Below are 24,077 nucleotides of genomic sequence, written 5' to 3' on the forward strand. Positions count from 1 at the left end.
GTGTGCGAAGGGGTGGGGTGCGGTCAGAGCCGTTCGACGATGCCCGCGAGCAGCCTGCCGACGTCGTCCGCCGCCCCGCGGCCGGTCTCCAGGACCTCCTCGTGGTCGAGGGGCTCGCTGCCCAGTCCCGCCGCGACGTTGGTGACCAGCGAGACGCCCAGCACCGAGGCGCCCAGTTCGCGGGCCGCGATGGTCTCCAGCACGGTGGACATGCCGACGAGGTCGGCCCCCATGGTGCGCAGCATCCGGATCTCGGCGGGGGTCTCGAAGTGCGGGCCGGTCATGGCCGCGTAGACGCCCTCGGGCAGCGACGGGTCCACCTGGCGTGCGATTCCGCGCAGGTCGGGGCTGTAGGCGTCGGTGAGGTCGACGAAGTCGGCTCCGACGATCGGCGACCGCCCGGTGAGGTTGATGTGGTCGCTGATCAGCACCGGCCGACCGGGGTGCAGGTCGGCGTTGAGCGAGCCCGCGGCGTTGGTGAGGATGATCCTGGTGGCCCCCGCCGCGACGGCGGTGCGCACCCCGTGCACGACCGAGTCGGTTCCGTTGCCCTCGTACAGGTGCGTGCGTCCCAGGAAGACCAGCAGGTCGCCGCCTGCCGCGCGGACGCTGCGCACCCTGCTGTGGTGCCCCTGCACGGTGGGCGCGAGGAAGCCGGGAAGCTCGTCGACCTCGAACTCCGATCCCGCGGAGCCGAGCATGTCCGCCGCGGGAGCCCAGCCCGACCCCATGACCAGCGCGGTGCCGTAGGAGTCCACCCCGGTCCGGGAGCGGAGCTCGTCCGCCGCCTCCCGGGCGCGTTCGTGGGCTTTGGTACTCACAGGCTTCTCTCCTCGTCCTCGGTTGACCGGGTCCGACCGCGACCTGCGGGGACGGTGCCGGCCCCGGCCTCCGGCGGGCCGGAGGACCACACCCTACCCCTCCGGTCCGCGCCCTCCTCCGCCCCGGGGCGGGCTCGGCGCCGGTCCGGGACCGCTCGGACGAGCACGTCCTGGGGCCCGGCGTCGCCGCCGGAGTACACCCGGCCGGTGTCGGCGAAACCGGAGGCGAGGTAGGCGCGCCGGGCGACGTGGTTCTCCCGGTTGACCGTGAGCAGGACCGCGGTGGCGCCGGGGGCGACCGCGCCGGCCAGGCGCGGCAGCGCGGCGCACGCGGCGCGCCCGAGGCCCCGCCCCTGCCAGTGGGGGGCGATGTAGAAGGCGCGCAGGAGCACCGACTCCTCGGGGGCGTCGGCGACCTCCTTCAGGTATCCGCCCCTGTCGAGGATGCCGAAGCCGACCGCCCTGCCCTCGTGCACGACGGCGAACGGCGTGCGGCCGGGGTCGGCGTCGGCTCTCGGCAGGGTGTGCGCGGCCGGTCTGGCGAACCGGCTCTGCCCCGGTCCGAGCCGGTGCCGCAGCACCTCCTCCCGAAGCTCCCTCACCCCGGGCCCGCCGCCGTCCAGCCGCACCAGCTCGACGGCCGAGAGCGCCTTCGCGGCACCGCTGCTTCCCATGGCTGCGTCCTCCACCCGATCCTCGGCCCGGTCCCGCTCCGGGGCCCTTCCGAGCCTCTCTAGCCGAACGGTCCCGGGAGCACAAGGCGGAGCGGCCCCGCCCCGCCCGGCCGGTGCCCGGCGGGTGTCGTTCCTCTGTCCTAACCTGGAGGGGAGCGGGACGAACCCCTGGAAGGCGAGGCGCGTCATGGCCGAGTTCCGGATCTCCACCGACGAGGACGTCGACCTGCGCAGGATCGCCACCGCGCTGGCCGAGTCGCAGGGCTGGCCGCGCGAGCGCGTGAGCATCTGGGACAAGCGCGACGGCGAGGTCCTGGTGACCGTCGACGACGCGCTCCTGCACCGCCCCGAGCCCGACCCGCTGAACCGGCCGGTGCACACCCGCAGCGACGTGCACCAGGCGTGCGAGCTGCTGCGCCGCCGCGACTCCTCCCTGCACGGGGTGGACTTCGCCCGGTTGCGCGAGGAGGCGTCCCGGTTCTTCTCCGCCGGATGGTCCATCGCGGACCTGCTGCACGCGCTGGGCACCCGGCCCGACGGCCTGCCCTGGGAGCAGGGCGCGGGCTACCAGGGCCCCGAGTGGCTGGAGCACCGGCTGCGCAGCTGGAAGACCCCCACCGGGGACATCCGGCCGTCGGCCTCCCAGGAGGATGCCCAGCTCAGGGTCGTGAGCCGGGCCGGGCTTCCGGAGAACATCGGCCTCCCGCGCAGCGAGCCCGGGCACGGGCACGTGGCCCGCCCCGAGACCGCCCGCGCGGCCGCCGACGACGCCCGGCGGCTGATGCGCGCGCACGCCCGCACCACCAGCAACACCCTCGAGCACCGCGACCGCACGGCCGCCAGGATCACCCGAACCGACGGCTGACCACCGTTTGACCGAGGTTTCACCCGAACCGGGAACGCCACGGACGGTCGCGCCGGAACCCGGGGGCCGGACCCGGCCTAATCTGACACGGTCGCCGCCGTCTCGTCGGGAAGGGGTCAATGGTGGGCGAACCGGTGCTGTCCCGGCTGCTGCCGTCCGAAGCGATCTCGACCGGTGTCGCGGCCGCAGACTGGCGCGCCGCCGTCCGCGCGGCGGGCGACCTGCTGGTCGCGACCGGAGCGACCACCGCCGACTACACCTCCCGGATGCGCCAGGTCGTGGAGACGCACGGCCCCTACATCGTGGTCTCCCCCGGCCTCGCGCTGGCGCACGCGGCACCCGGCCGCTCGGTGCTCCGCACCGGGCTGTCCTGGGTGTCCCTGTCCAGTCCGGTTCCCTTCGGCCACCCCGGAAACGACCCGGTGGGCCTGGTCGTCGGCCTGGCCGGGGCCGACCGCGACGACCACTGCGCGGCCCTGGCCGCGGTGACCGCCCTGCTGGCCTCTCCCGACCGGCTGGCCGCGCTGTCCCGCATCGAGGACCCGGACCGGGTGCACTCCCTGATCAGCGCGTTCGAGGTCTGGGCCTGACCAGGGCGCGTCCATCGCGGAGATGCCCGGCCACGCCCTGCCCCGGTCCCGGCGGCTCCCGGCGAGGGGCCGCCGGGACCCGGGACGGTCAGATGTGCACGACCGGCCCCTCGGAGTGCGTGCTGGGGCGCATCGCCAGCGACAGCAGCGCGGCGAGCGCCATCACCGCGGCGGCGATTCCGAAGGCCAGCTGCATCCCGTCCAGGAACGCCAGGTGGCTCGCCTCGGTAACGGCCCGCGCGACCTCGGCGGTGGCTCCCTCGGGCACGGCCGCGCCGCCCTGGGCGACCTGGCTCTGCGCCGCCGACAGCTCCTCCGCCCCGAGCTCGGCCAGCCCCGCGTCGCTGTAGTGGCCGGGCAGCGTCGAGATGATCGTCATCGACATCACCGCGCCCAGCACGGCGGTGCCCAGCGACCCTCCGAGCTGCATGGCCGCCTGCTGCACGCCCGCGGCGACACCGGCGAACCGCATCGGCGTGTTGGCGATGATCGCGGCCGTCGCACCGGTCATCACCAGGCTCAGCCCGGCTCCGAGCAGGACGAAGCCCACGGACGTGTACCCGATCCCGGTGTCGGTGGTCAGCCGCGACAGCATGAAGAGCCCGATCGCGGTCAGCACCAGCCCCGCCGCGGTGGGCACCCTGGCTCCGACCTTGTCCAGGAGTCGTCCCGCCAGCGGCGAGGTGATCGCCATCATCGCCATGAGCGGCATGAGCTGGAGGCCGGCCCTTGCCGGGGAGAGCCCGGCCACGCCCTGCAGGTAGAAGGTGATGAAGAAGAGCGAGCCCATCAGGCCCAGCGCCATCAGCACCATCAGGACGACCCCGATCGACACCGAGGCGTCGCGGAAGATCGCGAGGGGCAGGAGCGGGTCCGCCGGTCGGCGCTCCCACAGGACGAAGGCGACCCCGACCACCACGGCGACACCGAGCGGAACGAGCGTGACGGGCGCGGTCCAACCCGCCGAGGGGGCCTCCACGAGCGCCCACACCAGCGCGAAGATCGCGATGGTGAGAAGGACGACACCGGGCGCGTCGAAGCGCGACCCGGGGTCGGTCGGCTGGTTGGCCGCGAGCAGCCACATCCCCAGGCCTACGGCCACCGCGCCGATCAGGACGTTGATGTAGAAGACCGACTGCCAGCCGAACCCGCTGACCAGGACGCCGCCGACGATCGGGCCCGCGGCGTTGGCCCCGCCCAACAGGCTTCCGAAGACGCCGAAGGCGCGGCCCAGCTTGTGGGGCGGGAAGCTCGCGCGCAGCAGACCCATGGCCGCGGGGGTGAGCAGCGCGCCGAAAACCCCTTGCAGGATGCGGAAGGCGACAAGCATGATGACGCCCGACGACAGCGCGATGGCCACCGAGGTCACGACGAAGCCGACGATTCCGAGCAGGTACATCCGGCGGTGCCCGAAGCGGTCGCCGAGCTTGCCCGCGGTGATCAGGAAGACGGCGAGCCCCAGCAGATAGCCGTGCGTCACCCACTGCAGTTCGGCCAGCGATGCCTGGAGGTCCCGGCCGATGGCGGGGTTGGCCACGGCGACGATGGTGCCGTCCAGCGCGACCATCATCACGCCGAAGGCGATGGCCACCAGCGTCGCCCAGGGGCTTCCTCGCAGATTCCGCTCCGTGGTGGCGCTCGGCGCGGTGGTCGTGGTCATAGGTCCCCCGGTGTCCTTCTGTCGCTCATCGAACCCGAGAAGATTATGGCAGTCGCTGACATTTGGCAATTTGTGACGGATGATTCCCGCGCATGTATCCTCCGGTGAAAGGAGTCGTGCGAAAGGACCGGCCATGAGCGTCGCGACCGCCGAACCGAGACCGGCCCCCGGGCTGCGCGAGCGAAAGAAGGCCCGCACCCGGGACGCCCTGGTCGAGGCGGGCATGCGGTTGTTCGTCGAACGCGGGTACGCGGCCACCACCACCGAGGAGATCGCCGCGCACGCGGACGTCTCCCAGCGCACCTTCTTCCGGTACTTCGCGGGCAAGGAGGACGTCGCCCTCGACGTCCACGCCGGTTTCGACGAAACGTTCTACGAGGCCGTGCTGGCACGCCCCCCGCACGAACCCCTCTTCGCCGTCCTGCGCAACGCCGCGCTCGACGACTGGGCGCGCCTGGACCGCGCCCAGCTGAACACCCGGCTGGACCTGGCCCGAATCCTCGAGTGCTGCCCTCGGCTGCGCGCCGCCCAGCTGCGGTACTGCCTGGAGCAGCAGCAACGGCTCGTCGAAGAGCTCGCCCGGCGCCGGGGCACCGACCCCGAGACCGATCTGCGCCCCCGGCTCGCCGTCGCGGCGTTCTTCTCCGCGAGGCAGACCGCGCACCTGCTCTGGAGCCGGGGCGAGGAACACGGCCCCGACGAACTGGGCGCCGCGCTCCGCCGCTGCCTGGACGAACTCGTCCCGGCGGTCACGGAACCCTGAGCCGCGCCCCCGGGAGCTCCCGGGCGGGTGACGGGGAGGCGCCCCCTCCCCGTCACCAGGGGTCAACGGGGCGGTACGGTACGCACCTCCTCCTCTCGGGGGCTTGCCCTGGTGCCCGAGGGACGTCAAGATCCTGAGTGCAGGGACTTGGCTCTTCTCCGCCCCTGGAGAGGACGGTGATGCGGTCGTGGCTCCGGACGAGTTCGACGCGTGCGCCGAGTGCCTGCCCCCGGAACTCGCCGACAGGATCACCGCGCTGCGCCGCTACGTGGTGTACTCCCCGCACGGGCCGCGCCGGAGAAGCGTCGCCGAGGCCGTGTCCCTGGCCTTCGACGCCGCGTACGTCGGCGACCTCGCGGCCGCCGCGGCGATGACCACGCGCGCCGAGGAGCGCAACGCCGCCATCAGCGCGCAGAGCAGCACCCGGATCCTGAGCGGCTACCACGGCGTGGTGCGCCGCTGGGAGGGCGCCGCTCCGCTGGTCGCGGCCACCGACGCCAGCGTCAAGGGCCCCTACGCGGGGATGGGGTACGTGACCTCCGACGGCCGCTGGGGAATGCGCTCCTGGAACGGCTCCACCCGCGACCCGAGCGGCCCCTCCCGGGTCCTGGTCCAGGAACTGCGGGCCGTGTCACTGCTGCTGCAGGCGCTCGACCCCGGCGCCACCGCCGTCCTCCTGGTGGACTCGGCGGTGGCCCGCCGCTACCTGCGGGCCTGGCAGCGGGGCGGGGAGCGTCCGCTGATGCCCGCCGGGTACGAGGACGGCCCCAGGCGCGCCAACCGCCGCCCCACCCTGGTGCGCCTGGCCGAGGAGATGGCGGCGCGCCCCGGTCTGACGGTGGAGCCGGTCAAGGGCCACTCGGGCGACCTGCTCAACGAGACCGCCGACTCGCTCGCCTCGATGGCGCGCCGCCGCCTGGCCGATCCGCGCTCGCGCGGCACGCCCGAACTCATCGCGCACGCCGACGCCTTCGTCGCGTCCTTCCTGCGGCAGTGGCACGCCGACCTGTCCCGCTGGGCCTGACCCGGGCGGCTCCCCGCCGGGGAGGTCAGGGCCGCCGCGCGGGCGAGGCCCCGGAAAGGGCCAGCCGGGTGGCCCCGTCGGCGGACCAGCCCAGGAGCCGCTCCAGCGGGCCGCGGCCGAGCAGCAGCTTCCACAGGGTCGCGAACAGCAGTGCGCCCAGGACGAAGAGCTCCAGCCGGAACGGCGAGAAGTCGTAGGAGGAACCGCCCAGCATCGCGATCACCACGACGTGCCCGACGTAGACGGTCAGCACCATCGACCCGGCCGCCGCCAGCGGGAAGACGCCCCGGTGCAGCAGGTCGGCCAGAAACAGGCACGCGGCCAGGACGACCAGCGCGGTGCCGACCGCCCCGGCGATCTCGAAGGTGGTTCCGCTGTGCGGTGAGGCCACCAGCAGCCAGAACGGGCTGTCGGTGGGGACCGTGCCGTGCAGGGAGGCGATCTCCTCGAGGGTGAGGTCGCCCAGCAGGAGCAGGTCCTCGGCCGGGGCCGTCTCGGCCGCGGTCCCGTAGTACTGCGCGGCCAGTGTCCGGGTGAGCCGGTCGACGCCGCCCAGCGGGTGCATCAGCAGCCACGACCCGCCGTAGCCCAGGGCCGCCAGCACCAGTCCCGTCCCGGCGAGACCGGCCCTGGCCGGCGCGGACCGCAGGTCCAGGCGGCCCACCGCCATCCCGGCGACCACGAACGCCATGAAGGTACACGCCGGGTAGTAGCCGCTGAGGAAGAAGTCGCCCAAGCCGTCGATCGAGGCCGCCGGGGCGCCGGGGTCCCCGATCAGCGACCGGATCAGGAAGGACAGCTGCGGTCCGAGCAGCGCGATCGCGGCGGCGATCCCGGCCAGGGCCCCCGCGCCCAGCCGCAGCAGCGGCAGTGCCAGCAGGAAGTACCCGGCGTAGTAGACCAGGATGATCGCGATCGGCGCGCCCAGCAGGTCCAGGAACATCCCCAGCAGGGTCAGCGCCATGGCGCGCACCGCGATCTTGACACCCACCCGCCGCCGGGAAGCGTCCGACGACGGGTGCGCTCCCCCTGACAGCAGCGCCAGCGAGACCCCCGCCAGGAAGGCGAACAGCGCCGAGGACCGGCCCCTGGCCAACTCGTGGAAGGCCTCGGCGGCGGGGCCGTCCAGCAGCCCGATCGAACCGACTCCCAGGTGCACGGTGAACATGCCGAACACCGCGATGGACCTGGCCACGTCCACCCCGACCAGCCGACCGGGTTCGGGCCAGGCGGACCGCTGCGTGCGCGTCTCGGGCGCTAGTCGTGACACGTGCTCCAGGGTAGGACCTCCGGCGTCGGTTTGCGCTAAGGAGAACCAACCGGGGGATTCCCGACACGAACCCTCGTCCCGGGATCCGGGTGCGGCGACGGACTTCAGGCGCGGGACACCAGGGAACCTCCGGCGCGGGGGTGAATTCGGGCACCGGTGGTCTTGTTGACAGTCGTGGGCTTTCCGCCCGTTTCGGGACCGGGAAGGGCAGAAAGCCCACGACCGTCAACGGACCCCTCACGCAACGGACATCATGGGCGCGGCCCCGGACCGCACCCGCCGTCGCTGCCTCGTCACCGCGCCGCACACGAGGACACCTCGACGATCCGGTCGGCGAATTCCCGACGCCGAACCACCCCCGCGCCGGAGCTTCCCTAGACCGTCTTCCGGGCCAGGTCGGCGAAGTGGTCCAGGGCCTTCGGGTTGGCCAGGGAGTCCCGGCTGGCGACCCGTTCGGGGGCCTCCCCCATGAGGATGCGCTTGACCGGCACCTCCAGGACCTTGCCGGACAGGGTGCGCGGCACCTCCGCGATACTCCGGACCACGTCAGGGACGTGCCGGGGGGAGCAGTCCTCGCGGATGCCCCGGGCGATCCGCCCGAGCAGGGCGTCGTCCAGCCCCACCCCCTCGCGCAGCACCACGAACAACTCGATCAGGGAACCGCCGCCGGGCTGCGGGACGTCCACCACCAGGGCGTCCAGGACCTCCTCCAGCGCCAGGACCGTCCGGTAGATCTCGCTGGTGCCCATCCGCACCCCACCGCGGTTGATGGTGGAGTCCGAGCGTCCGTAGATGACCGCGGTCCCGCGCTCGGTGATCTCGATCCAGTCCCCGTGCCGCCAGACGCCCGGGTACACGGAGAAGTAGCTGTCACGCAGCCGCGTGCCGTCGGTGTCGCCCCAGAAGTAGAGCGGCATGGACGGCGCGGGCCGGGTCACCACCAGCTCGCCGACCTCGCCGACGACCTCCCTGCCCTCGGGGTCCCAGGCCGCCACGGCCATGCCCAGCGCCCGGGCCTGGATCTCGCCCTCGTGGACGGGCAGTGTCGGCACGCCGCCGACCAGGCAGCTGCACACGTCGGTGCCGCCGCTGGTGGAGAACAGCCACAGGTCCGGCCCGAACTCCCGGTAGCACCAGGCGAACCCCTCGGGGGACAGCGGCGACCCGGTGGAGCCGATCGCGCGCAGCGCCGACAGGTCGCGGTCCCGCGCGGGGTGGACGCCCTCCTTCATGCAGGAGGACAGGTACCCGGCGCTGGTGCCGAAGACGGTGACGCCCGAGCGCTCGGCGAGGTCCCACAGCGCTCCCAGGTCGGGATGTCCGGGGCTGCCGTCGTACAGGACGATGGACGCCTCCGTCAGCAACACGCTGACCAGGAAGTTCCACATCATCCAGCCGGTGGTGGTGAACCAGAAGACCCGGTCGTGCGCCTGGGCGTCCAGGTGCAGGTCGAGGTTCTTGAGCTGCTCCAGGAGGATGCCGCCGTGCCCGTGCACGATCGCCTTGGGCAGGCCCGTGGTGCCCGAGGAGTACAGGACCCACAGCGGGTGGTCGAAGGGAAGCCGCGCGAAGTCCGGTTCGGCGCCCTCCCCGAAGGACTCGAACTCGTTCCAGTCCAGGGTGCCCTCGACCGGTTCGTCGCGCAGGTAGGACAGCACGACGGTGTGCCGCAGCGTCGGCAGCCCGGCGCGCAGCGCCGCCAGCACGTCGCGGCGGTCGAAGTCCTTGCCGCCGTAGCGGTAGCCGTCGACGGCGAGCAGCACCACGGGTTCGATCTGGGCGAAGCGGTCGGTGACGCTGCGCACGCCGAAGTCGGGCGAGCAGGAGGACCAGACCGCGCCGATGGAGGCGCACGCGTAGAAGGCCGCGACCGCCTCGGCGATGTTGGGCAGGTAGGCCACGACCCGGTCCCCCGGCCCCACCCCGAGCCTGCGCAGCGCGGCCGCGATCGAGGCGGTGCGTCGCCTGAGCTCACCCCAGGTCCACTCCCCCAGGACGCGGAGTTCGGAAGCGTGCCGGATGGCGACGGCGTCGTCGTCGCGGTTCCGGAAGACGTGCGCGGCGTAGTTCAGCGTCGCTCCCGGGAACCAGGTCGCGCCGGGCATCGCGTCGTCGGCCAGCACCGCGCGGTACGGAGTCGCGGACCGGACCCGGTAGTACTCCCAGACGCTCGCCCAGAACCCGTCGAGGTCGGTGACCGACCAGTGCCACAGCGAGTGGTAGTCGGAGACGTCCACGCCGCGGTGCTCGCGCACCCAGCGCGTGAACGCGGTGATGTTGGCGCGTTCGCGCCGGGCCTCGTCGGGTTCCCAGAGAACGGGGGGCTGTGGCTGCTGGGTCATTCGTGCGCGCCCTTCCTCGACCTGGGCGTGCGGGCGGGGTGTCCCGTCTCCGCACGCCGGTGTGCGGGGTTCACAGCCATCTAACAGCAACACCCCCGCGGAACCCGGCTCCGGGGTGGCGCGGGTCACACCGGACGGGTCCCCGGCGCGCGGCGTGCCGGTCGGGCCACCGCCCGGGAGGGGAAGTCCTCCGCCTGCGCGTGTTCGTCCAGGGGAGCAGCGCGGACGCGCGTGCCCGGCGGGGAGCGGACCGGCCGGGCCCGGTCCCCGAGCGGGCGCTGCGGTGGACCGGCGGGACCGCCCCCCGACGCCGAGGACGCCGTCTCCCGGCTGTCCCGCCTTCGCGAGCGCGGTCCGGGGCCGCGCGCCTTCGCCCTCCGCGGTCCGGTTCCGCCGCCGCGCCGAGGCGGGGCCCCACCGGGAAACCGGCGGCAGCGAAAGCGCCGATTCACACGGGTAACCTGGTGCGGGGTAAAAAGCCGCATTGATCCATGGGGAGAGGCTTTTGGGCGGGCGACTGCGTGGACCCGCGGTCACGACGCGGAGGCTGGTCCTGGGGATCACCTCCGCGGTCCTGGCGGTGGCGGTGGCCGTCGTACTGACCGTTCCCGCCAGCCGGAGCACCGTTCAGCAGGCCTGGTGCGAGACCACCCGGACCTGGTGCGACAACGTTCCGGTGGGCCCGGACGGCGAACCCGACACGGACGGCCGTCGGCTCAGGCTCTCCCCCGTCGACGCCGCCACCTGGGGCAACTACTACGCGCTGGGCGACTCCTACTCCTCCGGGGACGGCGCCGGCGACTACGCGCCCGGGACCGCCGTCCGCGGCGGGTGCTGGCGCTCGGCCAACGCCTACCCCGAGCGGGTCACGGGCTCCTACGACTTCGCCGGCGAGCTCACCTTCCTGGCGTGCAGCGGGCAGCGCGGCAACAAGATGCTGGAGTCCGTCGACGAGACCGAGTCCCAGCTGGACTGGGTCGCCCCGCACACCTCGCTGGTCACCATCGGCATCGGCGGCAACGACCTCGGGTTCACCACGGTCCTCAAGACCTGCATGATGCGGGTCCCGCTGCTGGAGAGCGGGGTGTGCATCGGTCAGGAGGACGCCGTCGTCAACCGGATGGGCAAGTTCGAGGCGACCTTCGAACAGTTGATCGGCGAGGTCCGCGACCGCGCGCCGGACGCCCGCGTCCTGGTCGTCGGCTACCCCCGGCTCTTCCCCGAGGAGCCGACGGGGATGTACTACACGCTGACCGCCGGCGACCAGTCCTGGCTGAACGAGACGATCCGGCGCTTCAACAAGCAGTTGGACGACGCCGTCCAGGTGCACGACTCCGAGATCGCCGATTCCGGGCAGGTGGGCAGCGTGGAGTTCGTGGACGCCTACGACGCGCTGGACGGCCACGAGATCGGCTCGGAGGAGCCGTGGGTCAACGGCGTCCTGCTGCGCGACTTCGCCACCGGTGTCACCGTGGACCGCAGCACCTTCCACCCCGACGCCGACGGGCACCAGGCCGTCAGCGCGCTCGTGGGCGCCCAGATCGACGAGGGGCCGGGCCGCCCCTTCTACGTCACCCGCGCCACCGTGCACAACGCCAGTCCCGAGGTGCTCGCCGGCGAGGCGGGCTGAGGGGCCGCGCCTCCCGCGGCGCGGCCCCCGCCGGGTCAGTTCCCGGCGCGCAGGTCCGCCAGGACCTCACCCACCCGGTCCAGCGCCCAGTTCAGGTCGTCCTCGGTGATGATCAGCGGCGGCGAGAGCCGGATGGTCGAGCCGTGCGTGTCCTTGACCAGCACCCCCTTGCCGAGCAGTCGCTCGCACAGCTCCCGGCCGGTGGCCAGGGCGGGGTCGACGTCGATACCCGCCCACAGTCCGATGCTGCGCGCGGAGACCACCCCGTTGCCGACGAACTCCTTGATCCGGGTGTCCAGCACGGGGGCGAGTTGGCGCACGTTCTCCAGGTAGGGCCCGTCCCTGAGCATCCGCACCACGGTCGCCCCCACGGCGCAGGCCAGCGGGTTCCCGCCGAAGGTGCTGCCGTGCTGGCCCGGCCGGATCACGCCGAGGACGTCGGCGTCGGCCACGACCGCCGAGACCGGCAGGATTCCGCCGCCCAGCGCCTTGCCGAACAGGTAGACGTCCGGCACCACTCCGGTGTGCTCGCACGCCCGGACGGTACCGGTCCGCCCGAGGCCCGACTGCACCTCGTCGGCGATGAGCAGCACGTTCTCGCGGTCGCAGATCTCGCGTACGCGCGGCAGGTAGTCCGGCGGCGGGACGATGACCCCGGCCTCGCCCTGCACCGGCTCGATCAGCACCGCGACCGTGGTGTCGTCGATCGCCGCGGCCACGGCGTCGGCGTCGGCGTACGGGACGACGCGGAAGCCCGGGGTGTAGGGGCCGAATCCGCCGAACGCCTCGGGGTCCTCGGAGAAGGAGATGATCGTGGTGGTGCGGCCGTGGAAGTTCCCGCCCGCCACCACGATGCGGGCCTGCCCGTCGGGCACCCCCTTGACCTCGTACCCCCACTTCCGGGCGACCTTGATGCCGGTCTCCACGGCTTCGGCGCCGGTGTTCATCGGCAGCATCTGCTCCTTGCCGACGAGCTCGGTCAGGGCGGTGGCGAAGGGGGCGAACCGGTCGTTGTAGAAGGCCCGGCTGGTGAGCGTGACGCGGTCCAGCTGGCGGTGCGCCGCCTCGAGCAGTTCGGGATTGTGGTGACCGAAGTTCATCGCCGAGTACCCGGCCAGGCAGTCGAGGTGGCGGCGCCCCTCGACGTCCGTCACCCAGGCCCCGCTCCCCTCCGCGATCACCACGGGCAGCGGATCGTAGTTGTGTGCCGAGTGGGTCGAGGCCAGTTCGATGTGTCGACTGGTGGAGACGGCGGGCTCGGCGGGGTCTCCGCCGTGCGCCGTGTCGGGGCCCAGATCGCGCGTGTTGCTCATCCAGTTACTCCGATCGCCTTTGACCGTTGTTCGATTTTTGGATACCCGCTCGGATAACGCACAAAGCGTCCGTTCGGGGAGCCTCAAGCAGTGGAACAGATCCGCTCCGCACCGGGCAAGGGACACACGGTGTCCAAGCGCACACCAGCCCGGTTCCGCGTTCCCGGGGCCCTGACCGGGCCGCTCCGTGTGCCGTGCCCCGCAGCGCCCGGTGAGCTGGAGCACGCGAACGGGCCCCTCCCGGCCCGGCGGCACGCTCCCGCGCCCGCTCCCCGCCGGGAAAACCCCTCCGACCAGGATCTTCACGCACACGGTCGGGACCGTCGCGTTAACCGACCCCGACCCGACGTGACCCGCGCCATACATGCAGGATCGGTCCTCATACCCGCCCAGGGGTAACACCGTGATCAAGGGGCGCATGATGATCGAAACGCGAACGCCGGAGACGGGCGTCGGCCTTCGCCGCGCGTCGGACTTCTCGCTGTCCGGGCTGCTGTCGGCGGTGGCCGCCGCCGCGCCGGACCGGCTCGCCGTCATCGCCGGCGCGCGCCGCCTCTCCTACGCCGGACTCGACGCCCGGGCCACTCTCGTGGCCAGGCACCTGATCGACACCGGGATCGCCCCGGGCGAGCACGTCGCGATCCTGTCCTTCAACCGGGCGGAGTGGCTGGAGGCGGTGTTCGGCGTGTGGCGCGCCGGAGCCGTCCCGGTGAACGTCAACTACCGGTACGTCGCGGCCGAGCTCCGCTACGTCCTGGACGACGCCGACGCGGTCGCGCTCATCGCCGAGCGCTCGCTGGCCGGGGCGGTGGCCGGGGTGCGCGCCGGGCTTCCGCGCCTCCGCCACGTGGTGCTCCTGGACGACGACCGCGACGCCGCTCCCGCGGAGGGCGCGGACTACGAGCGCGCGCTGGCCGCGGCCGCGGACTCGGCCTCCGACCTCCCCCCGACCGGCGGCGACGATCTGTACATGCTGTACACCGGCGGCACCACCGGGTACCCCAAGGGCGTCATGTGGCGCCAGGAGGACATCTTCCGGGTGGCGCTGGAGCGCCGCCGGACCGGCGCGCCGCGCGCCGCGGACGACGCGGACGCGGGGGAGAGGGCCGCGCGATGTCCGAGCAGGCGGATGCTGGTTCTGGGACCGCTGATGCACGCCGCGGGCCAGTGGAACGCGCTGAGCATGCTGTTCAGGGGGGCGACGGTGGTGCTGAACACCGACCGCGCCTTCTCCCCCGCCCGGGTCGTGGACCTCGCTGACCGCGAGGGCGTCCAGATCCTGCAGTGCGTCGGCGACGCGATGGCGCGCCCCATCGTCCAGGAGCTGCTGGCCGGCCCCGCGCGGTGCCGGGAGCTGACCTCGGTCAACTCCGGCGGCACCCCGCTCACCTCGGTGGTCCGCGAGATGTGGCGGGCGTGGCGGCCTGACGTCGTCCTCAACGACAGCTACGGGGGCACCGAGACCGGTGTGTGCGGGGCCTCCGTCGCGGGGTCGGCCTCGCGCACGGCCGCCGGCGCGCGGCGCTTCTCCATGGGCGCGACCGTGGCCGTGCTGGACGACCGGCTGCGGCCGCTCCCCCCGGGGTCGGACCGGATCGGCCGGATCGCCCGTACCGGCCGGATCCCGCTGGGGTACTACAACGACCCGGTCAAGACCGCGCAGACCTTCCCCGTCGACGCCGACGGCCGCCGCTGGGCGCTCTCCGGCGACTACGGCAGCGTCTCGGCGGACGGTTCGATCGAACTGCTGGGCCGGGGCTCCGCCGTGATCAACACCGGCGGGGAGAAGGTCTACCCCGAAGAGGTCGAGTCGGTCCTCAAGGCGCACCCGGACGTGCGGGACACGATCGTGGTCGCCGCCCCCGACGAGCGCCTGGGACAGCGGGTCACCGCCGTGGTCGCGCTGGCCTCGGGGCACCGGCCCAGCGACGAGCAGCTGCGGGACTTCTGCCGGACCCGGCTCGCCGGGTTCAAGGTGCCGCGCACGATCCGGGTGGTGGACGAGGTCAAGCGGACGGCGGTGGGCAAACAGGACTACCGGTGGGCGTCAAGAGTCGCCCGCGAACCGGTGCGCGCGCCCGGGAGGTGATCCCGACCCCGATGCGGCGGCGGGACGTCGGCGCTATCGTTTTGAGATATGTCCCCGCGGATACTCGCCGACCGGTACCGCCTGGTCGAGCCCATCGGCCACGGCGGCATGGGCACCGTGTGGCGCGCCGAGGACGAGGTCCTGAGCCGGGACGTCGCGATCAAGGAGGTCCGGGTCTCCCCCGCGCTGGAACCGGGTACCCGCGCCGAGCTGCTGCGCCGCACCATGCGCGAGGCCCGCATCTGCGCGGGCCTGAACCACCCCTCCATCGTCACCGTGCACGACGTGGTGCGGGAGAACGACCGCCCCTGGATCGTGATGGAGCTGCTGCGCGGGCGCAGCCTGGAGCAGGTGGTGCGGGAGGAGGGGGCGCTGCCGCCCCGCCGGGTGGCCGAGATCGGACGGCAGCTGCTGTCCGCGCTGCGGACCGCGCACGCGGCGGGGGTGCTGCACCGCGACGTCAAACCCGCCAACGTCCTACTGCTGCCCGACGGCCGGCCGGTGCTCACCGACTTCGGGATCGCGGTCTCGGATTCGGAGGAGCGGCTGACGCTCACCGGGAAGCTGCCCGGTTCACCCGGCTACATGGCTCCCGAGCGGGTCTCCGACGGGACGGTGACCGCCGCCTCGGACCAGTGGTCGCTGGGGGCGACCCTGTACTACGCGGTGGAGGGCCGCTCGGCGTACGAGCGCCCGTCCGACGCCGAACGGCTCACCGCGGTGCTCGACGACTACCCTGACCCGGCCCAGCGCGCCGGCGCGCTGCGGCCCGTGCTCAACGGGATGCTCCAGCGCGACCCCGGGCAGCGCCTGACCGGACCGGCCCTGGACGCGGCGCTGGCCTCGGTCATCGCGGGCACGCGCCCGGGCGACGGAACGCCCACCCGGCTCGACGTCTCCGCGCTGGTCCCGCCGCGCACGGCTCTGCCGCCGGGGCCCCGGATCACCATGGGAGCGATGGGCGCCGGCACTCCTTCGGCCCCGCGCGCGGGCGGCTTCCGCTGGTGGAAGATCGCGCTGCCGCTGCTCGCCGGAGTGGTGACCCTGATCCTGGCCCCCCTCCTGGTGGAGTGGCTGGCCGCCGTGCTGTTCCCCTGAACGGCCCCGTCGGCGGGCCCGTCCCTCGCTGATCGTGACCTTTCCGGGGTCTCGGATGCGGTCGGGACCCCGGAAAGGTCACGATCAGCGGGGAGGCCACCGTGCTAGGCGACGTTCTCCGGGGCCGAGCGGGAGCGCATGATCTTGATGACGCGGACGATCACGAACCACAGCAGCAGCAGTCCGATGATGACGACCACCGCGTTGCTGATGACGCCGCTCCACTGCTCCAGGACCGGCTTGATGGCCGGGCCGAAACCGTAGCCCAGGCCGATCCACAGGGCGTTCCACACCGCGCTGCCGATGACGGTGTAGAGGGAGAACTTCAGCAGCGGCATGCGCTCGATCCCGGCCGGGACGGAGATGAAGCTGCGCACCAGGGGGACGCACCGCCCGAGCAGGACGGCCAGGCCGCCGAACCGCGAGAAGAAGCGCTCGGCCTTGTAGAAGTCCTCGACCTCCAGCAGCGGGGTCTTCTTCACGAGCCACAGCGTGCGCTCCCGGCCCAGCAGCGCGCCGATGCCGTAGAAGCCCCAGCTGCCCACCAGGCAGCCGATGGTGGCCCACAGGATCGCCAGCCACACGTTCATCTGGCCGTCGTACGCCAGGAAGCCCGCGCCCGGGAGGACGGCCTCGCTCGGCATCGGCGGGAAGAACGTCTCGATCAGCAGCGCCAGGCCCACACCGGGCTCCCCCAGCGTGGTCATCAGGCCCAGCACCCACCCGATGAAGCCCTCGTACTCGTGGGAGGGGTCGACCGCCGTCGTTTCCGCCACACCGCTCGCGAGCGGCAAGGACCATTCCATGAACGCCATATTCCCCAGTCATCTCTATGCGGCGGGAAGGGTGCGGAGCGGGCACGACACAGGAGAGGCGTGGTGCCCAACGCGGAGAGGGAGGCGCCCCCGCACACGGGCTGACAACCGGTGTTCCCGGTCGGAGGGGCGCGATCGCACCGAGGTTACCATCCGCTCCCAGCCCCGCGTCTCGCCCGGGACCTGGCCTCGTTGCTAGCCTTCGCTATGGACGCGGGGTGCCGACATGTCCCGGGAAGAGCGGACCGGCTGAGAAGACACCCGTGGACCTGATCTAGGTAACGCTAGCGGAGGGACGTCCTTGAGCTTCAACATCCTGTCCATCGCGGGAACCGACCCCAGCGGCGGGGCGGGCGTCCAGGCCGACCTGAAAGCGTTCTCCGCGCTGGGCGGATACGGCATGACCGTGGTGACGGCACTGGTCGCGCAGACCACCACCGGGGTCACCGGGGTGCACGACGTCCCGGCGTCGTTCGTGCGCGACCAGCTCGACACCCTGCTGACCGACGTGCGGGTGGACGCGGTCAAGATCGGCATGCTGTCCAACACCGGCGTCATCGACGTGGTCGCCGCCGCGATCGACGCCTACGCGCTCCCCAACGTGGTGCTGGACCCGGTGATGGTGGCCAAGAGCGGGGACCGGCTGCTGGCCGCCGACGCGGTCGAGGCGCTGCGCACCGAACTGCTGCCGCGCGTCGCCCTGGTCACCCCCAACCTTCCTGAAGCCGCCGACCTGCTCGGCGAGGCCGAGGCCGCCGGCCTGGACGCGATGCGCGACCAGGCCGAGCGACTGCTCGCCCTCGGCCCCCGACGGGTGCTGCTCAAGGGCGGCCACCTCGACGGCGACACCAGCACCGACCTGCTGCTCTCCGCCGACGCGGCGCCCGAGACGCTGACCGCCCCCCGGGTGGCCACCAGGAACACGCACGGCACGGGCTGCACGCTGTCCTCGGCGATCGCGGCGCTGCGTCCGCAGCGCGCCACCTGGTCCGAGTCCGTCCGCGACGCCAAGTCCTACCTCACCGAGGCGCTCCGGCACGCCGACACCCTGGACGTCGGCAAGGGCAGGGGCCCGGTCCACCACTTCCACTCCTGGTGGGGCGCCGGGGGCTGAGACGCGGGGAAGGGGGCGCGACCGGTTCGGTCGCGCCCCCTTCCCGGTGTCCTGCGGTCAGGAGCGAACGTCCACCATGTCGGGGTTGCGCCAGTTCGGGTCGGCGAAGTACTTCTTCGTCTCCGCGACCACGACCGGAGACAGCAGCAGCAGACCGACCAGGTTGGGCAGCGCCATCAGCCCGTTGGCGATGTCGCTGAACGCCCACACGGGGCTGAGCTCGGTGGTCGCGCCGACGAACACGACGGCGGTGAACAGCAGCCGGAAGGGGACCACGGCGACGCGGCCGACCAGGTAGTCCATGCAGCGCTCGCCGTAGTAGCACCAGCCCACGAGGGTGGTGAACGCGAAGAACATGACGGAGATCGCCACGACGTAGCCGCCGAGCGGCCCCAGCGCGGGCGAGATCTGCGACAGGCCCTCGGACATGGCCCAGGACGTCATCAGCGAGCCGTCCTCGCGGTCGCCCTGCTGCCAGGCCCCCGTGACGATGATGACCAGGCAGGTCATGCTGACCACGATGATGGTGTCGATGAAGGTCTGGGTCATGGAGACCATCGCCTGGCGGACGGGCTGGTCGGTCTTCGCCGAGGCCGCCGCGATGCCGCCGGTGCCCAGACCGGACTCGTTGGAGAAGATGCCCCGCGCCACGCCCATCTGGATCATGTACAGCAGGCCCGAGCCGAGCAGGCCGCCCGCGGCCGCCTGTCCGGTGAAGGCGTCGGTGAAGACCAGGGCGAGCGCGGCCGGGATCTCGCCGACGTAGGCGATGAGCACGGCGACCGACACCGCGACGTACGCCACGATCATGAGCGGCACGACGCCGGAGGCGAACCGGCCGATGCTCTTGATGCCGCCGAGCACGACCACGCCCACGACGACGACCATCACCGCGCCGGAGGCCCACGTGGGGACGGACCACACGCTGTCCAGCTGGGCCGCCACGGTGTTGGCCTGCGTCATGTTGCCGATGCCGAACGCCGCGACGGCGCCGAAGAGGGCGAACAGAAGGCCCAGGACCTTGCCGAACCCGCCGCCGACGCCGTGCCTGAGGTAGAACATCGGGCCGCCGCTCTGCTCGCCCTTGGCGTCCTTGCGGCGGTACTTCACCCCGAGCAGGGCCTCGCTGTACTTGGTGGCCATGCCCAGCAGACCGGTCACCCACATCCAGAACAGCGCGCCGGGACCGCCCAGGCCGATGGCCAGGGCCGCGCCCGCGATGTTGCCGACGCCGACCGTGGCGGCCAGCGCCGTGCTGAGCGCCTGGTAGTGCGAGATGTCGCCCTCGACGTCGTCGCCCTCCTTGCGCTTGACGAGGGCGAGGTAGAGCGCGTGGAACAGCACGCGGAACTGCAGCCCGCCGAGCCGGATCGTGAGGAACAACCCGGTCAGCAGCAGCAGCGGGATGAGGACGAACGGTCCCCAGACCACGGAGGAGACTTCGTCGAGTATGCCCTGGAGTTGCTCCATGGAGGCGCTTCCTGTTCGGTTCGGGTCGCGGGACCGGCCCCGGTCCCACCTTCACTTCTGGTTCTCTGACGAATGGTCACGAAAGCCAGTGCCGCGGGGGGCGCGACACCGACGCACGCACAGATTCGCACCGTTTCGTCACCATGAAGTTACGTTTGACACACACCCCGGGTTCATCTGCCGTGACCCTTCCGGCCTCTCAACGGCCTTCTTCGGCCTCCCCCCGGGCCTCCTCCCGGGCCAGCGCCAGACGGCTCAGCGCGGCGGCCGCCGCGTCCGGCTCGGCGCCCCGGCCCACCGCGACTCCCAGCAGGTACGTGGTGAGCGGGGCAGCGGGGCGGGCGACCGAGTGCGCGGCGTCCCGGGCCAGGTCGAGGACGCGCTCCACGTCCTTCTGGTCGACCTCGTCGGCCAGTTCCAGTTCGGCGCAGACCAGCCGCGCCCATTCGGTGAGGGTCACCGGGGCCTCCTTCTCACACGACAGCGTTTCCCGGTCGTCAATAGTGCCAGTGCCGCGCACGGCCACCGCCCGGGGACGCGCGACGGCGCACCGCCTCCCCTTCACCGGCCGTCCTCCTGCCGTTCCGCGTCCTCCGCGGCCCGTCCACCGGCTTCAACCGGGCGTTCACCCGGCGAGCGGAGCCGGTTCACGCGCGCCGCCTAGCGTCAGCGGGGTAAGGCTGCGCCACACCCTCGCCCCGTGGAGAAGCCCGTGTCCCCCACCCTTCTGTCCGACGCGACTCCGCTGCGTGTCGCCATCGTGACCGAATCGTTCCTCCCCCAAGTCAACGGCGTGACCAACTCGGTCTGCCGGGTCGCCGAGCACCTCGCCGCCACCGGGCACGAGGCGGTGATCATCGCTCCCGGACCGGGTCCGGCCCACTACGCGGGCTTCCCCGTGATCCGGCTGCCCGGGGTCTCCCTGCCCGGCTACCGCTCCTTCTCCGCGGGCCTGCCCACCCGCCGGCTGATGACGACCGCGCTGCGCGGTTTCGCACCCGACGTGGTGCACCTGGCCTCGCCCGCGCTACTGGGGCACGCCGCCGTCGAGGTCGCCCGGCGCTGGGCGCTGCCGACCGTCGCCGTCTTCCAGACCGACCTGGTCGGGTTCGCGGGCCGCTACGGCATCCCCGCGGCCGGGGTGCTGTGGCCCTACCTGAACCGGATCCACTCCGCGGTGGACCGCACCCTCGTCCCCTCCACCGCGACCCTGCGGACGCTCGCCGCCCAGGGGTTCCCCCGGCTGAACCTGTGGCCGCGCGGGGTGGACGGCGATCGCTTCGACCCCGCCCACCGCGACGAGGCGCTGCGGCGGCGGATCGCCCCCGACGGGCAGGTGATCGTCGGCTACGTCGGACGGCTGGCCCGCGACAAGCGGGTGGACCTGCTCGCCCAGGTGCAGAAGCTGCGCGGGGTCCGGCTGGTGGTGGTCGGGGACGGCCCCGACCGGGCCAGGCTGCGCCGCAGGCTCCCCGACGCGGTGTTCACCGGCCAGCGCACCGGCGCCGAGCTGTCCCGGCTGTACGCGAGCCTGGACGTGTTCGTGCACACCGGCGCCGACGAGACCTTCTGCCAGGCCGTCCAGGAGGCGCTGTCCTCCGGTGTCCCGGTGGTGGCCCCGGCCTCGGGCGGTCCGCTGGACCTGGTCCGGGACGGGCGCAACGGGCTGCTGTACGCGCCCGATTCGGTCCGCGAACTGCGGTTGGCCGCGGGACGGCTCGTCCACAACCCCGAACTGCGCGCCCGGCTCGCGGCCGCGGCCCGGCCGAGCGTGCGCGAACGCACCTGGGCCTCGGTCAACGACCGCCTCGTCGAGCACTACCGGGAGGTCACCGCGTCCAGCGACAGCCTCGTCCGGCGGTCCGGCTCGCCCGCCGCCTGACGGCCCTCCCCGGTTCCGGCCTCCGCCACGCGCCCGGTTTCTCTTTTGTCGGGCGAATGGCGTTACGCTGGCCGGGATGGCACGGGGCGGACCAGTCCCTTCCGCTATGACCGGTCCCCCTGTGCCACGACCGCGTCCGTGTCAGCCCGCCGCGGCGGACAGCGCGCGGTCTCCGCCGCGCACCCCGTCGAGCACCTCGTCGAGGCGGTCCAGGTGGGCGCGGATCCACGGCAGTGCCGTGGGGTCCCCGGCGGCCAGCGCGGTGTGGCGCTGCGCCTCGGTGTCCCCGTAGAGCAGGCTGGTCGCCACCCTCATCCGCAGCGCCCCGGCGTCCTCGCCGAACTCCACCGCGGGGAGCACGCCCATCCCGTAGCGCTCCAGCAGCAGCCCGGCCAGCCCCCGCCCCGTGGTCACGCCGTGGTCGGCGGCGAGGAACCCGCGCCAGGACTCGAAGTCCGGGTAGAGGTAGAAGGCGGCCTGAGGGGCGACGACCGTCGCCCCGACCGCCGCGAACCGGTCGGCGACGGCCCGCGCGACGATGCCGTGCAGGCGGCGGCTCCGGGCGATGGAGTCGGTGATCTCGGCGGGCTCGCCGAAGGCGTAGGCCGCGGCCCGCTGGACCGGGCCCGCCGGGCTGGACCAGATCTCGCTGGCGACCCCCAGCAGGTCGGCGCGCAGGCGCCGTCCGATGTCGCCCTCGGGAAGGCGCGCGACGCCGATCCGCCAGCCGCCCAGGGCGAGGCTCTTGCTCAGCCCGGTGGTGACGACGGTGCGTTCGGGCGCGAACTCGGCGGGGCTGTGCACGACGGTGGCGGGGTCGTGCACGAGGTCGCGGTAGATCTCGTCGGAGACGACCACCAGATCGAGCTCGCGCGCGACCCGGGCCAGGCGGCGGACGGTGCCGCGCGACGCGACGGTGCCGGTGGGGTTGTCCGGGCTCGTGACGATGACCGCGCGCACGTCGCGCCCGTCCGACCGGGCCCTGGTGACGGCCTCGGCCAGCAGCCCGGGATCCGGGACGCCGCCCTGGGCGGGCAGGGTCGGCACGAACAACGGACGGTGCCCCACCAGCTGGGTCTGGGCCGCGTAGCTCACCCAGCTCGGCGCGGCGATGGCGACGTCGCCGCCGATGCCCAGCAGCAGCGCGTACAGCAGCGGCTTGCTTCCGGGGCCCGCGACGACCTGGTCCGGGTCGGTCTCCAGGTTCCGGCGCCGCCAGTATCCGGCGGCCGCTTCGCGGAGCTCGCGCAGGCCCGCGACGGGTCCGTAGGCGTTCTGGCCGCCTCCGGCCGCGAGCGCGTCGCGCATCACGGGGATCACGGGCAGGCCCGCCTCCCCGAATCCCATCGGTAGGACGGGGAGCCCTTGGCGGCGCCTGCGGACGAGTGCTTCGTTGACTGCGAGGGTCGCGGAAACGGTGACGGACATGGAGGAATCAACTCCGCTTGATCGAAAGATCACGTGGTACGACCCCGGCCTGGGCCTACCGGTTTCACACTGCCCACAGTGCCCACATCCATCCATTAGCACAAGCGAGTCTTTCCGATGGAAGGCGTAAGGTGAACTTATGCTTGATTTGAGACGGCTCCAACTGCTGTACGAATTCGCCGGTCACGGCACGATCGCCGCGACCGCCGCCGCGCTGGGGTACACCCCGTCCGCGGTGTCCCAGCAGCTGTCCGCGCTGGAGCGGGAGGTCGACGCGCAGCTGCTGGACCGCACCGCCCGCAGCGCCGAGCTGACCGACGCCGGACGGCTCCTCCTGGAGCACGCCGAGCAGATCCTGGCGATGGTCGAGGCCGCCGAGTCGGTGCTGGCCGCGCAGAACGGCACTCCCCGGGGGCTGGTCACCATGACGGCGTTCCCCACCGCGGCCGTCGCCTTCGCCCCCGCTCTCGCGCACAGCCTGCGCTCCCACGAGGGCGTGCAGCTGGTGCTGCGCCAGACCACGGAGGGCAGCGGCACCCGCCAGGTCCGCACCGCCGAGGCCGATATCTCCCTGGTCGACGACTGGACGGGCCGTACACCCGACAGCGCGGCGGGCATCCTGCGGCACTACCTGCTGTTGCGCGACCCCCTCGTGCTCGCGGTGCCCCAGGGTCACCGCCTGGCCGATCCGGCGGTCCCGGTCGACCTGGCCGCGCTGTGCGAGGAGTCCTGGGTGACCGCCCCTCTGGGCGAGCCCTCCCGCACCGCCATCGACCGCCTCCTCGCCGACGTCGACGGCGCCCCCGGCGCGGCCTGGGAGTTCGAGGGGATCGGCACCATCATGAGCCTGGTCGCCCGCGGCCTGGGCATCGCCGCGGTGCCCTCGCTCTCGTTCACCTCGGCCGCTCCCGGCCTCGTCCACCGCCGCCTCCCCGGCGCCCCGGTCCGCGACGTCTACGCCGTCGTCCGCGCCAGCAGCGTTCGGCGCCCCGCCATCGACGTCACCCTCACCGCCCTGCGCGAAGCCGTCAGGGACGTCGAACGCGTCCTCGACGCCGAGATCGGCGGAGCCCCGTCCTAGTGCCCCTCGTCCCTCGTCCCGGTGGTCGGGGGGGGGGGGGGGGGGGGCCCGGCCGCCCCCCCCCCCCCCCCGGCCGGCCCCCCCCCGCGGGGGGGCGGTGGGGCGCCCGGGCGCGGCGCACCACGGAGGCCGGGGGGGCGGGGGGGAG

20 protein-coding genes and 1 riboswitch are annotated in these 24,077 nt (G+C 73.0%); of the genes, 10 read left to right on the top strand and 10 right to left on the bottom strand.

The features are described from left to right. Window positions 1-23: 23 nt before the first annotated feature. Together EV190_RS17320 and EV190_RS17325 are read right to left on the bottom strand one after the other, a co-directional pair. Window positions 24-821 (bottom strand): purine-nucleoside phosphorylase, encoded by a 798-nt coding sequence (locus EV190_RS17320; protein ID WP_133742624.1) that lies wholly within the window; start codon window positions 819-821, stop codon window positions 24-26. After that, window positions 818-1,495, bottom strand: a complete 678-nt coding sequence (locus EV190_RS17325; RefSeq protein WP_133742625.1) for a GNAT family N-acetyltransferase — start codon at window positions 1,493-1,495, stop codon at window positions 818-820. The genes EV190_RS17320 and EV190_RS17325 overlap by 4 nt, the downstream gene beginning before the upstream one ends. A 187-nt stretch (window positions 1,496-1,682) precedes the next feature. Here EV190_RS17325 and EV190_RS17330 point away from each other — a divergent pair, with 187 nt between their 5' ends. Both EV190_RS17330 and EV190_RS17335 read left to right on the top strand, forming a co-directional pair. Further along, complete coding sequence (locus EV190_RS17330) at window positions 1,683-2,360, top strand: hypothetical protein (RefSeq protein WP_133742626.1); 678 nt, start codon at window positions 1,683-1,685, stop codon at window positions 2,358-2,360. 122 nt (window positions 2,361-2,482) lie between these two features. Beyond that, a complete protein-coding gene (locus EV190_RS17335; RefSeq protein ID WP_133742627.1) occupies window positions 2,483-2,950 on the top strand; it encodes a PTS sugar transporter subunit IIA in 468 nt (155 codons plus the stop codon). Between the two features lie 88 nt (window positions 2,951-3,038). On the opposite strand, the gene EV190_RS17340 is transcribed toward EV190_RS17335, so the two are convergent. Continuing rightward, window positions 3,039-4,610 carry an MFS transporter gene (locus tag EV190_RS17340; protein ID WP_133742628.1) on the bottom strand — a complete coding sequence of 524 codons (1,572 nt, stop codon included), beginning with the start codon at window positions 4,608-4,610 and terminating at the stop codon, window positions 3,039-3,041. A gap of 133 nt (window positions 4,611-4,743) precedes the next feature. Between EV190_RS17340 and EV190_RS17345 the strand changes: the two genes are divergently transcribed. Further along, complete coding sequence (locus tag EV190_RS17345; RefSeq protein WP_166655494.1) at window positions 4,744-5,373, top strand: TetR family transcriptional regulator; 630 nt, start codon at window positions 4,744-4,746, stop codon at window positions 5,371-5,373. Between the two features lie 187 nt (window positions 5,374-5,560). Next, complete coding sequence (locus EV190_RS17350) at window positions 5,561-6,397, top strand: ribonuclease HI (RefSeq protein ID WP_133742630.1); 837 nt, start codon at window positions 5,561-5,563, stop codon at window positions 6,395-6,397. Window positions 6,398-6,422: 25 nt separating this feature from the next. Here the strand turns inward: EV190_RS17350 and EV190_RS17355 are convergent, their stop codons facing one another. Both EV190_RS17355 and EV190_RS17360 read right to left on the bottom strand, forming a co-directional pair. Further along, window positions 6,423-7,667: a heparan-alpha-glucosaminide N-acetyltransferase domain-containing protein gene (locus tag EV190_RS17355; protein WP_243742633.1), complete on the bottom strand. Its 1,245-nt coding sequence runs from the start codon at window positions 7,665-7,667 to the stop codon at window positions 6,423-6,425. A 374-nt stretch (window positions 7,668-8,041) separates the two neighbouring features. Continuing rightward, on the bottom strand, window positions 8,042-10,009 hold the full coding sequence (locus tag EV190_RS17360; RefSeq protein ID WP_133742631.1) for an acetoacetate--CoA ligase: 1,968 nt from the start codon (window positions 10,007-10,009) through the stop codon (window positions 8,042-8,044). 505 nt (window positions 10,010-10,514) lie between these two features. Between EV190_RS17360 and EV190_RS17365 the strand changes: the two genes are divergently transcribed. After that, on the top strand, window positions 10,515-11,639 hold the full coding sequence (locus EV190_RS17365) for an SGNH/GDSL hydrolase family protein (protein ID WP_243742634.1): 1,125 nt from the start codon (window positions 10,515-10,517) through the stop codon (window positions 11,637-11,639). Between the two features lie 35 nt (window positions 11,640-11,674). On the opposite strand, the gene rocD is transcribed toward EV190_RS17365, so the two are convergent. Beyond that, window positions 11,675-12,952, bottom strand: coding sequence for an ornithine--oxo-acid transaminase (gene rocD / locus EV190_RS17370; RefSeq protein ID WP_133742632.1), 1,278 nt, complete (start codon window positions 12,950-12,952; stop codon window positions 11,675-11,677). Window positions 12,953-13,373: 421 nt separating this feature from the next. On the opposite strand from rocD, the gene EV190_RS17375 reads away from it, so the two are divergent. Both EV190_RS17375 and EV190_RS17380 read left to right on the top strand, forming a co-directional pair. Further along, entirely contained in the window at window positions 13,374-15,041 is a 1,668-nt protein-coding gene (locus tag EV190_RS17375) for an acyl-CoA synthetase (protein ID WP_133742633.1), read from the top strand. Between the two features lie 48 nt (window positions 15,042-15,089). After that, a complete protein-coding gene (locus EV190_RS17380) occupies window positions 15,090-16,139 on the top strand; it encodes a serine/threonine-protein kinase (protein WP_133742634.1) in 1,050 nt (349 codons plus the stop codon). 104 nt (window positions 16,140-16,243) lie between these two features. Here the strand turns inward: EV190_RS17380 and EV190_RS17385 are convergent, their stop codons facing one another. Continuing rightward, window positions 16,244-16,945 carry a DedA family protein gene (locus EV190_RS17385; protein WP_133742635.1) on the bottom strand — a complete coding sequence of 234 codons (702 nt, stop codon included), beginning with the start codon at window positions 16,943-16,945 and terminating at the stop codon, window positions 16,244-16,246. A 213-nt stretch (window positions 16,946-17,158) separates the two neighbouring features. Further along, window positions 17,159-17,267: riboswitch (TPP riboswitch) on the top strand. On the opposite strand from EV190_RS17385, the gene thiD reads away from it, so the two are divergent. Next, window positions 17,256-18,068 carry a bifunctional hydroxymethylpyrimidine kinase/phosphomethylpyrimidine kinase gene (thiD, locus tag EV190_RS17390; protein WP_133742636.1) on the top strand — a complete coding sequence of 271 codons (813 nt, stop codon included), beginning with the start codon at window positions 17,256-17,258 and terminating at the stop codon, window positions 18,066-18,068. It overlaps the preceding riboswitch by 12 nt. 57 nt (window positions 18,069-18,125) lie before the next feature. Here thiD and EV190_RS17395 read toward each other — a convergent pair whose 3' ends face one another. Then, window positions 18,126-19,538 carry an alanine/glycine:cation symporter family protein gene (locus EV190_RS17395; protein WP_133742637.1) on the bottom strand — a complete coding sequence of 471 codons (1,413 nt, stop codon included), beginning with the start codon at window positions 19,536-19,538 and terminating at the stop codon, window positions 18,126-18,128. A 199-nt stretch (window positions 19,539-19,737) separates the two neighbouring features. Next, on the bottom strand, window positions 19,738-19,998 hold the full coding sequence (locus tag EV190_RS17400; protein ID WP_133742638.1) for a DUF6457 domain-containing protein: 261 nt from the start codon (window positions 19,996-19,998) through the stop codon (window positions 19,738-19,740). A gap of 252 nt (window positions 19,999-20,250) precedes the next feature. Here EV190_RS17400 and EV190_RS17405 point away from each other — a divergent pair, with 252 nt between their 5' ends. Then, window positions 20,251-21,420 carry a glycosyltransferase family 4 protein gene (locus tag EV190_RS17405; protein WP_133742639.1) on the top strand — a complete coding sequence of 390 codons (1,170 nt, stop codon included), beginning with the start codon at window positions 20,251-20,253 and terminating at the stop codon, window positions 21,418-21,420. Window positions 21,421-21,561: 141 nt separating this feature from the next. On the opposite strand, the gene EV190_RS17410 is transcribed toward EV190_RS17405, so the two are convergent. Next, window positions 21,562-22,848, bottom strand: a complete 1,287-nt coding sequence (locus EV190_RS17410) for a pyridoxal phosphate-dependent aminotransferase (protein ID WP_133742640.1) — start codon at window positions 22,846-22,848, stop codon at window positions 21,562-21,564. 139 nt (window positions 22,849-22,987) lie between these two features. On the opposite strand from EV190_RS17410, the gene EV190_RS17415 reads away from it, so the two are divergent. Next, window positions 22,988-23,929, top strand: a complete 942-nt coding sequence (locus tag EV190_RS17415) for a LysR family transcriptional regulator (RefSeq protein WP_133742641.1) — start codon at window positions 22,988-22,990, stop codon at window positions 23,927-23,929. Window positions 23,930-24,077: the final 148 nt, after the last annotated feature.

Source organism: Actinorugispora endophytica (assembly GCF_004363075.1).
Lineage (GTDB): Bacteria > Actinomycetota > Actinomycetes > Streptosporangiales > Streptosporangiaceae > Actinorugispora > Actinorugispora endophytica.